The 13,858-nt window shown below is 72.8% G+C and carries 14 protein-coding genes; 7 read left to right on the forward strand and 7 right to left on the reverse strand.

Translation table 11 applies throughout. The features are described 5' to 3' along the window. Window position 1 precedes the first annotated feature (1 nt). Window positions 2–652, reverse strand: coding sequence for an arylesterase (locus tag FV226_RS03930; RefSeq protein WP_147750568.1), 651 nt, complete (start codon window positions 650–652; stop codon window positions 2–4). 207 nt (window positions 653–859) lie between these two features. Between FV226_RS03930 and FV226_RS03935 the strand changes: the two genes are divergently transcribed. From FV226_RS03935 to FV226_RS03945, 3 genes are all read left to right on the forward strand, one after another. After that, window positions 860–1,552 carry an ABC transporter ATP-binding protein gene (locus tag FV226_RS03935; protein WP_147750582.1) on the forward strand — a complete coding sequence of 231 codons (693 nt, stop codon included), beginning with the start codon at window positions 860–862 and terminating at the stop codon, window positions 1,550–1,552. Continuing rightward, entirely contained in the window at window positions 1,552–4,122 is a 2,571-nt protein-coding gene (locus FV226_RS03940; protein ID WP_147761883.1) for an FtsX-like permease family protein, read from the forward strand. The genes FV226_RS03935 and FV226_RS03940 overlap by 1 nt, the downstream gene beginning before the upstream one ends. Window positions 4,123–4,356: 234 nt before the next feature. Continuing rightward, window positions 4,357–5,124: a Bax inhibitor-1/YccA family protein gene (locus FV226_RS03945; protein ID WP_147750570.1), complete on the forward strand. Its 768-nt coding sequence runs from the start codon at window positions 4,357–4,359 to the stop codon at window positions 5,122–5,124. Window positions 5,125–5,232: 108 nt separating this feature from the next. Here FV226_RS03945 and FV226_RS03950 read toward each other — a convergent pair whose 3' ends face one another. Further along, the gene (locus FV226_RS03950) at window positions 5,233–5,607 is read right to left on the reverse strand and encodes a DUF2794 domain-containing protein (RefSeq protein WP_147761884.1); all 375 of its coding nucleotides are present in this window, start codon (window positions 5,605–5,607) and stop codon (window positions 5,233–5,235) included. Between the two features lie 400 nt (window positions 5,608–6,007). Between FV226_RS03950 and bluB the strand changes: the two genes are divergently transcribed. Then, entirely contained in the window at window positions 6,008–6,655 is a 648-nt protein-coding gene (gene bluB / locus FV226_RS03955) for a 5,6-dimethylbenzimidazole synthase (RefSeq protein WP_147761885.1), read from the forward strand. A 174-nt stretch (window positions 6,656–6,829) separates the two neighbouring features. After that, window positions 6,830–7,342 carry a L,D-transpeptidase gene (locus FV226_RS03960; RefSeq protein WP_147750573.1) on the forward strand — a complete coding sequence of 171 codons (513 nt, stop codon included), beginning with the start codon at window positions 6,830–6,832 and terminating at the stop codon, window positions 7,340–7,342. Window positions 7,343–7,367: 25 nt separating this feature from the next. Here FV226_RS03960 and FV226_RS03965 read toward each other — a convergent pair whose 3' ends face one another. Continuing rightward, complete coding sequence (locus tag FV226_RS03965; RefSeq protein WP_147761886.1) at window positions 7,368–7,676, reverse strand: cupin domain-containing protein; 309 nt, start codon at window positions 7,674–7,676, stop codon at window positions 7,368–7,370. Between the two features lie 105 nt (window positions 7,677–7,781). Further along, the gene (locus tag FV226_RS03970) at window positions 7,782–8,024 is read right to left on the reverse strand and encodes a DUF1674 domain-containing protein (RefSeq protein ID WP_147761887.1); all 243 of its coding nucleotides are present in this window, start codon (window positions 8,022–8,024) and stop codon (window positions 7,782–7,784) included. 78 nt (window positions 8,025–8,102) lie between these two features. On the opposite strand from FV226_RS03970, the gene FV226_RS03975 reads away from it, so the two are divergent. Then, window positions 8,103–9,518: an RsmB/NOP family class I SAM-dependent RNA methyltransferase gene (locus tag FV226_RS03975; protein WP_147761888.1), complete on the forward strand. Its 1,416-nt coding sequence runs from the start codon at window positions 8,103–8,105 to the stop codon at window positions 9,516–9,518. 233 nt (window positions 9,519–9,751) lie between these two features. Beyond that, window positions 9,752–10,213, forward strand: coding sequence for an aspartate 1-decarboxylase (gene panD, locus FV226_RS03980; protein WP_147754665.1), 462 nt, complete (start codon window positions 9,752–9,754; stop codon window positions 10,211–10,213). A 17-nt stretch (window positions 10,214–10,230) separates the two neighbouring features. Here panD and FV226_RS03985 read toward each other — a convergent pair whose 3' ends face one another. The 3 genes from FV226_RS03985 to lnt all read right to left on the reverse strand — a co-directional run bounded on the left by FV226_RS03985 (window position 10,231) and on the right by lnt (window position 13,756). Then, complete coding sequence (locus tag FV226_RS03985; RefSeq protein WP_147754664.1) at window positions 10,231–10,800, reverse strand: YgjV family protein; 570 nt, start codon at window positions 10,798–10,800, stop codon at window positions 10,231–10,233. 197 nt (window positions 10,801–10,997) lie between these two features. Then, window positions 10,998–12,173 (reverse strand): MFS transporter, encoded by a 1,176-nt coding sequence (locus FV226_RS03990; RefSeq protein ID WP_246691484.1) that lies wholly within the window; start codon window positions 12,171–12,173, stop codon window positions 10,998–11,000. Then, window positions 12,170–13,756, reverse strand: a complete 1,587-nt coding sequence (gene lnt / locus FV226_RS03995) for an apolipoprotein N-acyltransferase (RefSeq protein ID WP_147761901.1) — start codon at window positions 13,754–13,756, stop codon at window positions 12,170–12,172. Before lnt ends, FV226_RS03990 begins: the two co-directional genes overlap by 4 nt. Between the last annotated feature and the right edge of the window lie 102 nt (window positions 13,757–13,858).

The raw sequence follows: 13,858 nt of genomic DNA on the forward strand, positions 1-13,858 counted from the left end.
CTCAGGGCGCCTTGGCTGGGAGGCGCCCGAGGAAGGCCTCGACCGAGGGCAGGATGCCGGCCACGATCACGTCGACGCCCTTGGCGTTCGGGTGGAGCCCGTCGTCGAGGGTGTAGGCCCGGTCGCCGACCATGCCGGCCATGAAGAACGGGTACAGCACGAGGTCGTATTTCTGGGCCAGGTCGGGGTAGATCGCGTCGAAGCGCGCGACGTAGTCGGGTCCGAGGTTGGTCGAGGCGCGCATGCCGGCGAGCAGCACCGGGATGCCGCGATCCTTCAGCCGCGCGACGATCGCCTCCAGCGCCTTCCGCGTCACGGCCGGGTCGGTGCCGCGCAGCATGTCGTTGGCGCCGAGTTCCAGGATCACCCCGTCGGTGCCGTCGGGGACCGACCAGTCGACCCGGTCGAGGCCGTTGGTGGCGGTCTCGCCCGAGACGCCGGCGTTGGCGACCGTCACCGTCCGGCCTTTCGCTGCGAGCGCCCGCTCCAGCACCGCCGGGAAGGCGGAACTCGCCGGCAGGCGGTAGCCCGCGGTGAGGCTGTCGCCCAACGCCACCAGGCGGATCGGCTTCGGCCCGGGCGGCGGGTCGGCTTTCGCGGGCGCGACGCCGGCCATCGACAGGACCAGCCCCGCTGCGGCAAAGAGGGCCATCAGGATCGGCCTGCGCCGGCCGTCATGGCGTAGTTCCGTCGCGGTCGCCATATCGGCTCCACGAGCCTCGGTCGGCACGGGTCGTGCCGAAGCGCACCGAACGTTCGTCCGCCAACCGTGATCTCCGTCCCGCATGTTCGCCATCCCGCACAGATCGGCTCAGCCGTGACCGACGACAAGCCTTCTCTCGAAAAGCCTTCGCCGGAAATGCCCGCATCCGGAACGCCGGCCATCGCCCTTTCCGGCATCGACCTCAGCCTCGGCCGGGGCGCCGCCCGCGTCCACGTGCTGCGCGGGATCTCCCTCGACGTCGCCCGCGGCGAGGCGGTCGGCCTCGTCGGGCCGTCGGGCTCGGGCAAGTCGACCCTGCTGATGGTGATGGCGGGGCTGGAGCGGCCCGATTCCGGCGCGATCCGAATCGAGGACACCGACCTCGGGCGCCTCGACGAGGACGCGCTCGCGCGCTTCCGCGGCCGGCGCATCGGCATCGTGTTCCAGGCCTTCCACCTCGTCCCGACGATGACGGCGCTGGAGAACGTCGCCCTGCCGCTGGAGCTGGCCGACAAGCCCGAGGCGCAGGCCCGCGCCAAGCGGGAGCTCGAGGCCGTCGGCCTCGGCCACCGGCTGCACCACTACCCGGCCCAGCTCTCGGGCGGCGAGCAGCAGCGCGTCGCCATCGCCCGCGCCGTCGCCCCCGACCCGGCGATCCTGGTGGCCGACGAGCCCACCGGCAACCTCGACGAGGCGACCGGGCGCCAGATCGTCGAGTTGCTGTTCGCGCTCAAGCGCGACCGCGGCGCGACGCTCGTGCTCGTCACCCACGATCCGGGGCTCGCCCGCCTCTGCGACCGCACCGTGCGCCTGCGCTCGGGACGGATCGAGGAGCCGGTGGCGGCCTGATGCACGGCACCCTTTCCCGACAGGACCGGACGCCCTCCTCGCGCCTTCCCCTCACCCTACGGCTCGCGCTCCGCGAGCTCCGCGGGGGCTTGGGCGGGTTCGCGGTGTTCCTCGCCTGCATCGCGCTCGGCGTCGCGGCGATCGCAGGCGTCGCCTCGATCTCGCGCTCGCTGTCGGACGGCCTCGGGCGCGAGGGCAAGCGCATCCTCGGCGGCGACCTGAGCTACAGCCTGATCAACCGCGAGGCGACGGAACCCGAGCGGGCGGCCCTCGACGCGCAGGGGCGGGTGGACGTGGTCGCCTCGCTCCGCGCCATGGCGGTGGCGGGGGAGGGCGCGGCGCTCGTCGAGCTGAAGGCGGTCGATTCCGGCTACCCGTCGGCTGGAGAGCTCGTCACCGAGCCGCAGGCGCCGCTCGCCGGCCTGCTCGCCGAGCGGGACGGGATCGACGGAGCGCTCGCCGACCCCGCCCTCCTGACCCGCCTCGACCTCAAGGTCGGCGACAGGCTCACCGTCGCGGGCCGGCCCTTCGCCATCCGCGCGACCATCGTCTCCGAGCCGGACAAGATCGCCGGGGGGATCGGCTTCGGGCCGCGGCTCATCGTGACGCAAGACGCGTTGCGGCGGACCGGCCTCGTCCAGCCGGGCAGCCTCAACCGCTGGAGCTACCGGCTGATCCTGCCGGGCGCCGACGACGCGGGCCTCGACGCCGCCGCCGCGCGAATCGCCGCCGCGGCGCCACAGGCCGGCTGGGAGATGCGGGCGCGCACCAACGCCGACCCGCGCTTCTCCAAGAGCATCGAGCGCTTCACCCAGTTCCTGACGCTGGTCGGCCTCACCGCGCTGATCGTCGGCGGGGTCGGCGTCGCCAACGCCGTCAACGCCTTCGTCGAGCGCAAGCGCCCCTCGATCGCCACCCTGAAGAGCGTCGGCGCGCCGGGCTCGAAGGTCGTCGCCTTGTACCTGACGCAGGTGATGCTGATCGCCGGCCTCGGCACGGCGATCGGCCTCGTCGTCGGCGCCGCCTTGCCGTTCGTCCTCGACGCGCTGTTCCGGGACAGCCTGCCGCTGCCGCTGAACCCGACGCTGGCGCCGCTGGAACTGCTTCAGGCGGCGGCCTATGGGCTCCTGACCGCCCTGGCCTTCGCGATCACGCCGCTCGGGCGCGCCCACGACGTCCCGGTCTCGGGGCTGTTTCGCGACACCGTCGACCCGGCCGCCTCCCGCATCCGCCCGCGCTACCGACTGATCCTGGCGCTGGCGCTCGCCGCCCTGGTCGGTCTCGCCGTCGGCACCGCCTTCGACCGGCGCGTGGCCCTGATCTTCATCGCCGCCGCCGGCATCGCCTTCGGCCTGCTGCGCCTCGTCGCGGTCGGCGTGATGGCGCTCGCCCGCCGGCTGCCGCATCCCAAGCGCACCGCGCCGCGGATGGCGCTGGCCAACCTCCACCGCCCGGGCGCCCTGACGCCGGCCATCGTCCTGTCGCTGGGCTTGGGCGTGACGCTCCTCGTGACCTTGAGCCTGATCGACGTGAACGTGCGCCGCACGATCTCGGCGACCCTGCCCGCACGCGCGCCGAACCTGTTCTTCCTCGACATCCCGGCGGCCGACTCGAACGCCTTCCGCGACTTCCTCGCGCGCCAGGCGCCCGCCGCCAAGATCGAGCGGGTGCCGATGATGCGCGGGCGCATCGTGGCGCTGGACGACGTGCCGGCCGAGAAGATCCGCCCGCCGGAGGACGCCGCCTGGGTGCTCGACGGCGACCGGGGCATCACCTACGCCGAGGACGTGCCCGAGGGCTCGAACATCGTCGCCGGCAAGTGGTGGACGGCCGAGGAGGCCAAGACCCCGCTGGTCTCGTTCGAGGCGGAGCTGGCCAGGAACCTCGGCCTGAAGGTCGGCAGCCGCGTCACCGTCAACGTGCTCGGGCGGAACCTCACCGCCACCATCGCCAACCTGCGCAAGGTCGAGTGGCGCAACCTCGGCATCAACTTCGTCATGGTGTTCTCCCCCGGCACGTTCCGCGGGGCGCCGCACTCGGACCTCGCGACGCTGACCCTGCCCGGCGGCACGAACGGACCGATCGAGAACCGCATCCTGCGCGACGTCGCCAAGACGTTCCCCTCCGTCACCAGCGTGCGGGTGAAGGACGCCCTCGACGCCGTCGGCGACCTCGTCGGCCGGCTGGTGCTGGCGATCCGCGGGGCGAGCGCGGTGGCGGTGCTGGCGAGCCTGTTCGTGCTGGCCGGCGCCATCGCCGCGGGGCACCGGGCGCGGCTCTACGACGCCGTGGTGCTGAAGGTGCTCGGCGCCACCCGCGGACGGCTGCTCACCGCCTACGGCCTCGAATACGGCGCGCTCGGCCTCGTCACCGCGTTGTTCGGGCTGCTGGCCGGGACGCTGGCCGGCTGGGTGATCGTCACCAAGGTGATGCGCCTCGACTTCGTCCTCGACCTGTCGGGGGCGCTGGTGGCGGCGGCAGCCGCCGTGGTGCTCGCCGTGGTGCTGGGGCTCGCCGGCACCTGGCGCATCCTCAGCCAGAAGCCGGCGCCGTACTTGCGACAATCGTAAGATGCGGCAATCCTGATGCGCGACGAAGTATGACCGAACTTTAATCCCAGACTTCGTGAACAAAATTAACAGCCGCGGATTCACCAAAAGCGCTTTTCCAAGCTCTACCGGGCTCTTGTGCGGGGCGGCCGAAAGCAACATATTCCAACCCGAGGCGCTCGACGGCGCCAGAGGTCCCCTGCGTGGGCCTCGTCTCAAACACCACGCACGAGCGAGCCTTCCGAGGTCACTCCCATGGCATTCGACAACTCTCCCTTCCGCTACGGCGCCCAGGCGCCGTCGCAGGCCGGCACCCAGGTCGCGTTCGATCAGGGCCTGCGGACCTTCATGCTCGGCGTCTACAACAACATGGTCGTGGGCCTGGGCATCTCGGGCCTCGTCGCGCTCGGCCTCAACATGGCCGCCACCACCGCGACCGCGACCGGGCGTCTCGCCCTGACGCCGTTCGGCCAGACGCTCTACAACAGCCCGCTCAAGTGGGTCCTGATGTTCGCGCCGCTCGCCTTCATCCTCGTCTTCTCGATGCGGATGGACCGGATGTCGGCCTCGTCGGCGCGGACGATGTTCTTCGCCTTCGCGGCGGTGATGGGCGCCTCGATGTCGACGCTGCTGCTGGTGTTCACCGGCGCCAGCGTGGTGCGGGTCTTCTTCATCACCTCGGCGACCTTCGGCGCGTTGAGCCTCTACGGCTACACCACGAAGCGCAGCCTCTCGGGCATGGGCTCGTTCCTGATCATGGGCCTGATCGGCATCATGATCGCCTCGATCGTCAACATCTTCCTGGCCTCGTCGGCGCTGCAGTTCGCCGTCTCGGTGCTCGGCGTGCTGATCTTCGCGGGGCTGACCGCCTACGACACCCAGAAGCTGAAGGAGATGTATCTCTCCAGCGGCTTCGACGGCGAGGCGGCCGCCAAGATGTCGGTGAACGGTGCGCTGACGCTGTACCTCGACTTCATCAACATGTTCCAGTTCCTGCTCTCGCTCCTCGGCGACCGCCGCTAAGCGAATTCCGAACCGGACGAACGAAAAAGGCCCCGGCGGGAATGCCGGGGCCTTTTTCATGCGCGCGGTGGCTTCCTCTCCCGAAAAGGAAAGGGATCGGGCTGGGGCTCACACCGCGCGCAGGGGCTTCTCCAGCACCGCGAGCACGCGGGCGAGGTCGGCGCCGCGCTTGAGCACCACGCCGGTGGCGGCGACCACGGCGTAGGCGCCCTGGCGGCGGGCGAGCTTGGGGTCCTTCTCGATCCGGTAGAGCGGCATCTCGGAGGTGCGGCGGTAGATCGAGAACACCGCCTTGTCCCGGCAGAAATCGAGAGCGTAGTCGCGCCATTCGCCCTCCGCGACCCGGCGGCCGTAGAGGTTGAAGATCGTGCGCAGCTCGTGCCGGTCGAACGCGATCTGCGGGGCGGTGGACGGGCTGGGGAAGGGCACCACGCGGGCCGTCGACTCGTCTGTCCGGATCTCGCCGCTTGCGCGCTCGCTCATCGTCCCTCCGCCGTGGGTCCTGCTACCGATCGTTGAGGATGGGCCTCGGGCGGCCGGCCCGCAAGGGTCCCGGACAAGGCCGCGTTCACCGATTCGTTCGTTGCGGACAGGCCACGCCCAAGAAACAAATGCCGCGGTTTCGCCCCGATCACGCCTTTCCCGGGCCGTGTTGCGACTCGACAACGAAGGCCGAACCCTCGTCGGGTCGTGCCCCGACGGTCGTCCGCATCCCGAGCTCCCCAGCCCGCGGGCGTCACCGGACCGCACGACGCGACATCCCAGAGGTTTCGAGACCCAAGGACTTCAGGCCGCCCGCAAGGGCGGCCTTTTTTGTTCGCGCCCGGCGCGCTGAGCAGGAACGCGCAAACCCTGCCGAAACCCGCTATGAGGCGGGCCGACCATGACCGACGCCCGCCCGCCCCGCTTCGACGACGACTTCCGGCAGGCGCTCGACGACCTGTTCGCGTGGCGCCGCGACGTGCGCCGCTTCCGCGCCGACCCGGTGGACGAGGCCCTGCTGCGCGAGAGCCTGGCGGCGGCCCATCGCAGCCCGTCGGTCGGCAACAGCCAGCCGTGGCGCTTCGTGCGCGTCGCCGACCCCGCCCGCCGCGCCGGCGTGGTCGCGAGCTTCGAGCGCTGCAACGCCGACGCGGCCCTGCGCTACGACGACGAGACCCAGGCGCGCTACCGCGCCCTGAAGCTCGCGGGCCTGCGCGAGGCCCCGGTGCACCTCGCCGTCTTCTGCGACGACGCGACGGAGGCCGGCCACGGCCTCGGCCGGGCGACCATGCCGGAGATGCTGCGCTACTCCGTGGTCGGCGCCGTGCAGACCTTCTGGCTCGCGGCGCGCGCCCGCGGCCTCGGCACCGGCTGGGTCTCGATCCTGGAGCCGGCCCGGATCGGGACGCTGCTCGACGTGCCGGAAAGCTGGCACCTCGTCGCCTACCTCTGCGTCGGCCTCCCCGTGGAGGAGCACGCCGACCCCGAGCTCGTGCGCCACGGCTGGCAGGCGCAGGACGCGACGGCGGTGCGTCTGTTCGAGCGGTAAAGCAAATCCTTCGACGAACGTTCGCCTTTGTCGAAAGGACATCGAGCGCTTTTTACCGTCTTCCGCGAAGAGCGTGAGCAAACCCGCAGTCCTCGAAGGACGAGCTGGAACGCAGAGCTTGGCCGTGGATTACTGCTGCAGCGAACGGTCACGCTCTGCGAAGGAAGTCCCCAGATGTCGGTCAGGAAATACGTGTCCACGGGCCTCGGCGGCGCGATGCTGGCCGGCCTCGTGGCGACGCCGGTGGCGGCGCGCGAGGTGGTGCCGTTCGCGGACGGGGCGATGCCGGGCTCGGTGGTGATCAGCGTCTCGCAGCGCCGGCTCTACCTCGTCAACGGCGACGGCACGGCGATCCGCTACCCCGTCGCGGTGGGGAAGCCCGGCAAGCAATGGTTCGGCACCAAGGCGATCGACGGCAAGTACGTGCAGCCGGCCTGGTCGCCGCCGAGCGAGGTCAAGCGCGACAACCCGCGCCTGCCGAACCTGATCGCCGGCGGCTCGCCACACAACCCGATGGGCGCCGCGGCGATGACGCTCTCGGGCGGCGAATACGCCATCCACGGCACCAACCGCCCGAGCTCGGTCGGCACCTGGGCCTCCTACGGCTGCATCCGGATGTACAACCAGGACGTGGTCGATCTCTACGACCGCGTCTCGGTCGGCACCCCGGTCTACGTGACGCGCTGAGGATTGGCGCCAGAACCCCGTAAGATCAGGCGGCGGCCGGCGCCGTCGCCTCGATCGCCGTGAAGGTCTCCAGGATGTGGTAGGTGTGCACGGTCCCGGCCGGCACGCAGTAGGAATCGCCTGGCTCGAGCGCGACCGTCCGGTCCTCGAGCACCAGCTTGGCCCGGCCCGAGATCACGTAGCCCACGGTCTCGTAATCGGACGTGGTGCTCGGCTTGTCGTCGGCCGGCGGCTCGTCGCGCCACATCCGCATGCCGACCAGCTCGCCCTTCGCCAGCGCGACCTCGCCGTGGGCGCCGCTCGGCGCATCCTTGCTCGATACCTTGGTGATCATCGGGGGCCTCATCTCGCACTGCGCTTCGCGAGCCCAACAGCAGGCTCGCCCGGTCGTTCCGGCGGCTTCGCGCGACCAACGGCCCCGTCTGGTCGGAACTTGCGATCAGAAGTCGACGGCGAGCCCCTTCACCTCCCAGTCGTCGTAGCGCACCGGTTCGAGCCCGCCGCGCCCGAGGCGTTCGGGGGCCGCCGAGACCGCCGCCGCCCGCGCGTCGATCGCCCTGCGGCGCTCGGCCGCCTCCGCCAGGGCGCGCTCGGCCGCCGGGGTGAGGGGACGGGCGGCGGCCTCGCCGCCGGATTCGACTGGACCGGCTTCGGCGGCGTCGGGGCTGGTTTCAACTTGCATCGGACTCGCTCAAATGGGAGGGCATCGGGGTCCGACGGCGGGTTGCCGGCACGAAGGGTCGTTCGAGAAGTGGCATCCATGGGCAGAGGGCGCAACGCGTCCGGGCCGGCGCGGGCGGCGGGCGCGACCAAGGGTCCGCGCCCGGGGCCGAAATCGACACCTGAATCCGCAGCGGACGCGGCCGGCCTCGCCGCGCGCCGGGTGGCGCAATCCGTCGTCGCCGACCTTTTGGGACAGAACCGCGCCCTCGCCCTGGAGGATGCGCTGGCGCAAGGCGCCCGCGTCGCGGGGCTCGACGCCGCCGACGCCGGGCTGGCGCGGGCCATCGCCACGGTCACCTTCCGCCGGCTCGGCTTCCTGAAGGCGGCGCTCGCCGCGCGGATGGAGCAGGGCCTGCCCGAGGACAAGCCGCGCCTCGTCGCGCTGCTCGCCACCGGCGCCGCGCAGATCCTCGACCTCGCCGTCCCCGACCACGCCGCGGTCGACCTCGCGGTGCGGCTCGCCAAGGCCGACCCGCAGGCGCGGCATCTGACCGGCCTCGTCAACGCGGTCCTGCGCCGGATCGTGCGCGAGCGCGAGGCGATCCTGGCGGAGGCCGGCGATCCGCTCGAAGCTAACACCCCGGATTGGCTGGCCGCGCGCTGGCGCGCGGCCTACGGGCCGGAGACCGCCGCCGCCATCGCCCGCGCGCACCTGGGCGGCGCCGCGATCGACCTGACGCTCAAGGGCGAGGCCGGCGACTGGGCCGAGCGCCTCGGCGCGGTGGCGCTGCCCACCGGCTCGCTCCGGCTCGGCGACCTGCGGGTCCCGGTCTCCGAGCTTCCCGGCTTCACCGAGGGCGCGTGGTGGGTGCAGGACGCCGCCGCCGCGATCCCGGCGCGGCTCCTCGGCGCGCGCGCGGGCGAGCGCATCGCCGACCTCTGCGCCGCACCGGGCGGCAAGACCGCCCAGATCGCGAGCCAGGGCGCCGTGGTGACCGCCCTGGACCGTTCGGCCCCGCGCCTGGAGCGCCTGTCCGAAAACCTCGCCCGCCTCGGGCTGACGGCGGAGGTCGTCGTCGGCGACGCGCTCGCCTTCGATCCGCCGGAGCCGTTCGACGCGGTGCTGCTCGACGCGCCGTGCTCGGCCACCGGCACGATCCGCCGTCACCCGGACGTCGCCTGGACCAAGACGGAATCCGACCTGATCCGCCTGCACCTCCTCCAGGCGCGCCTCCTCGACAAGGCCGCCACCCTGGTGCGGCCGGGCGGGCGCCTGGTCTACTGCACCTGCTCGCTGGAGCAGGAGGAAGGCGAGCGCCAGGTCGCCGCCTTCCTGAAGCGCAACGCCGCCTTCGAGCGGGTGCCGGTTCGCCCGGACGAGGTCGGCGGCCTCGACGCCCTGATCAACGCCGACGGCGACCTGCGCACCCTGCCGGCCCACCTCGAAGGTTCGGAGAGCCAGCGCGGCGGCCTCGACGGCTTCTTCGCGAGCCGACTGCGGCGGAAGGACTAGCGCAGCGGCAACCGCCGGCTCGATTGCCACGCGGTCCCGCGCCGCCCTATCAAGCACGAAGAAGCCGCCCCGACTCGGAGGGCGGCCGAAGACGAAAGTATTTTCAAGCGAGGTGGATGCCGGCTCGCGTGAAGAAAATGCGACCACACAATAGGAGAGAGCATGTTCCGTGATCCGGAGATCACGGAACATGCTCTCGGCGGGCCGACGTCGCCCGGCCTCGGGGGAACGCGATGCAGAGCTTCGTTCGGGCCAAGTTGCACGGCATCCGCGTGACGGGCGCCGACCTGAACTACCACGGCTCGATCACCCTGGACGCCGACCTGTGCCGCGAGGCGGGGCTCGACCCGCTCGAGTTCGTCGAGATCTGGAACAAGATGTCGGGGGCGCGGATCAGCACCTACGTGCTGTACGGCCCCGCCGGCTCGCGCTGCTGCATCCTGAACGGCGCCGCCGCCCGCACCTGTCAGGTCGGCGACGAGGTCATCATCGCCTCGGCGAACTACGGCGACGTCGAGGACGTGATCGCCCACAAGCCGCGGGTGCTGATCTTCGGTGAGGGCAACAGCGTGGTCGACCGGATGGTCTACGACGTGTTCCGCGACGCGGAGGGCCGCCTCGACATGCGCATCCTGGAGGCGGCGACCGGTGCCGAGGAGCCGCCGCGGGTGGCGACCCACATCCGCGTGGCGTGAGCGTCGGCGGCCCGGCCTCAGGTGGCGGAGAGCGCGTGCGGCGTGCGACGCTGGTGCCGAATGAGCGAGAGCGTCAGCCCCGACACGGTCAGCAGGTCGCAGGTCAGGCCGAAGACCGAGCCGACGAGGCCGTTGTGGACGGCCCAGCACAGGCTGGCGCCGAGGAAGAGGCGCCGCATGCCCTGCGGGTCTCCCTGCAGGCGGGCGCCCGTCGCCAGGAGGGCGCCGAGGCCGGCGCAGGCCGACGGCCAGCCGCTCCAGGTCGCCAGGGTCATCCCGACGGTGACCAGCGTGGTCGCGGCAAAGAGCGGGGCGACCCAGGCGGCGCGGCCCTCGGGCCCGATCGCCCGCATCGAGACGAAGTTCTGCAGGACGGCGATGGCGCACATCGCCGTGCCGGTGAACGCGCCGAGATGCAGGTAGTGCAGGCCGAAGGCGGCGGCGCAGCCGGCGGAGGCGAGGAGCATCCCGCGCCGATGCGGCATGATCCCGGCGATGAAGCCGAGGAGGAGCCCGAGGGTTCCGAAGAGGTCGAGATGCGGCTTCGCCGCGGCCCATCCGATCAGGGCCAGCTCGATGACGGTCATGGTCCACGCCCGGTCGGCGCGGAAGCGCGCCGCACTCGGTGCAAGGCGCTAGGTCGTCATGGTAACCGGTCGGTTAACGGCGTTTTCCGCAAGGCGCCGCCGTCGCCGCAGCGCAACAGCGGAGGGCCGCCTGCGGGGAGGGCGCGTGCTGCGACCGCGATCGAGCGGATCAGTCCGCGGCGCGCACGCTCCGCCCTTCAGGCCGTGCCGCCGACCGCCCGGTCGCGCCCGGCGCCCATGCCGGCGAGCCCCGCCGCGGCGATGATCGTCGCGAACAGGGCGGCGGGGAGGACCCAGCCGTCGGTGGCCTCGTGGGCGAGGCCGAAGCCGAGGGGGCCGAGGGAGGCGAAGACGTAGCCGATCCCCTGCGCCATCGCCGAGAGGGCGCCGGCCGAGGCGGCGTCGCGGGTGCGCAGGACGAGGAGGCTGAGGCCGAGCCCGAAGCAGCCGCCGATGCCGAGGCCCAGCAGCCCGGATGCGGGGAACCGCAGAGCTTCGGGGCCGAAGGCGAGGACGAGGAAGCCGCAGAGCGTCGCGGCCAGCACCGCGAGGATCCAGCCGCGCTGGTCGCGCACGCGCGCGGCGAGCATCGCCACCACCAGCGCGCCCGGCGCCTGGTGCAGGGTCACCACCGAGGCGACGAGCCCGGCATCCAGCGCCGAGAGCCCGCGCCCCTGCAGGATCGCCGGGAGCCAGCCGAACAGCACGTAGGCCAGCGAGGATTGCAGGCCCATGAAGGCGGTGACCTGCCAGGCCAGCGGATCGCGCAGGAGCGAGCCCGGGGCGGCGGCCGCCGCGCGCTCCGGCACGGCGCGGGTCAAGGGCGCCCAGGCGAAGGCGGCGACGAGGGCCGGCACGGCCCAGACGGCGAGCGCCGCCGGCCAGCCGCGGCCGAGCGCCTGCTCGATCGGCACCGCGAAGCCGGCGCCGGCGGCGGCGCCGAGGCAGAGGGTCATGGTGTAGAGCCCGGTCATCGCCCCGGCGCGACCGGGGAAGTCGCGCTTGACCACCGCCGGCAGCAGCACGTTGGCGAGCCCGATGCCGAAGGCGGCGACCGCCGTGCCGGAAAACAGCGACGCGAAGCCGCCGAGACCGCGCAGGGACAGGCCGGCCGCGACCACGACGATGCCGAGGAGCACGCCGCGGTCGGCGCCGAGCCGGCGCAGGACGAGCGGCGTCAGCGCGCAGGCGAGGCCGAGGCAGAGGACGGGCAGCGTGGTCAGCACCGCGGCGCCGGCCGCCGAGAGCCCCGTCGCCTCGCGGATCGACGAGAGCAGCGGCCCGACGGTGCTCAAGGCCGGACGCAGGTTGAACGCCACCGCCATCAGCCCGCAGGTCAGCAGCAGGGGCGGGACGGGCCGCGACGGCCTCACGCGAGCCGCCGGGCCCGGAGGGCGCCCGCGAGGCAGGCGGCGAGCATCGCCGCGAAGGGCCAGTCGCCGACCCGGCCGTAGAGGGTCCCGCCGAGGATGCGGACGGGGAGGTCGGCGTCGAGCACCGCCTCCTGCTCGATCGGTAGCTGCGCGACGACGCGCCCGTGCGCGTCGATCACCGCGGAGATCCCGGTGTTGGCGTCGCGCACCAGCGGCAGGCCCTCCTCGACGGCGCGCAGGCGCGCCTGGGCCAGATGCTGGCGCGGGCCCGGCGTGTCGCCGAACCACGCGTCGTTGGTGACGTTCAGGATCAAGCCCGGGGGCCGGTCGGCGCCGGCGGCCCCCGCCGGCAGGATCGCGCCGGGGAAGATCGCTTCGTAGCAGATCGTCGCCGCCACCGGCGGCAGTCCGGGCACGTCGAGGATGCGCTGGCCGGCCAGCGTGCCGGCGGAGAAGCCGCCCGGCACCGCCACGAACTGGCGCAGGCCCAAAGCCCGCAAGGCCGCGTCGAGGGGGGCCGGCAGGTACTCGCCGAACGGCACGAGGTGGACCTTGTCGTAGCTGTCGACGATGCGACCGCCGGGCTCGATCGCCATGATCGCGTTGAAGTAGCGCAGGCGCTCGCCGGGCAGCGGCTCCTCGGCGCGGGCCGCGCCGGTGATCAGGTGCTGGCTCGGCGCCAGCCCGGCGCCGACCTGCGCCATCGCGGCCGGGTCGCGCTGGATCAGGAACGGAAACGCCGATTCCGGCCAGAGGATGTGGGTCGGCGCCGCGCCGCCGTCCTCCGGCGGGCGCCGGGTCAGCTCGACGTAGCGATCGACGATGTCCTGCCGGTTCTCGGGGCGGAACTTCGCGTCCTGCGGCAGGTTCGGCTGCACCAGCCGCAGGCGCACCCCCGCCACGACCGGGTCGGCCTCGGGATCGACGCGCTCGGCGCCGTAGAGCGCCATCGCGGCCAGCACGATCGCGGCGGCGGCGCTCGGGCCGAAGCGGCTGCGCGGATGCGAGCCGGTGGCCAGCGTCGCCGGCGCCGCGCAGACGAGGATCGCGAGCACCGTCAGGCCGTAGAGTCCGACGAGCGAGGCCGACTGCATCAGCCAGAGGTTCTGCCCGACCGCCATGCCGAGCGTGTTCCAGGGGAAGCCGGTGAAGACGTGCCCGCGCACCCATTCGGCGCCGGCCACCCCGAAGGCGAGGCCGGCGATGCGCCCCGGGCCGCGGACCCAGAGCAGGCCGGCGACGGCAAAGCCCGCCGCGTAGAACAGCCCGAGCGCCAGGGGCAGGCCGAGGACGCCGAGCGGCAGCGCCCACAGGAAGACGTCGGCCTCGACGAGGAAGGCCGAACCGAGCCACCACAGCCCAGCGAACAGGTAGCCGAAGCCCCAGGCCCAGCCGATCAGCGCGCAGGGCCAGAGCCGGGCGGGCCGCGTGCTGCGCGAGCCGGCCGCCCCGTCCACCAGCCAGATCGCGACGGCCAGCGACACGACGAGCGCCGGCAGGAACCCGAAGGGCGGCATCGCCAGGGCGCCGAAGCTGCCGGCGAGAAAGCTCGCGCCCAGCCGGCGCCAGCCGCGCAGGAGCATGACGCCGCCCGCCAGGCGCGCGACCGCGCCGCCCGGCGACGCGGCCGCCGGCGGCGCTTCGGAGGCGGGCGTCACGGGGCGGGCGTCTCGATCGCGTTGGCG

Source organism: Methylobacterium sp. WL12, assembly GCF_008039475.1.
Taxonomy (GTDB): domain Bacteria; phylum Pseudomonadota; class Alphaproteobacteria; order Rhizobiales; family Beijerinckiaceae; genus Methylobacterium; species Methylobacterium cerastii.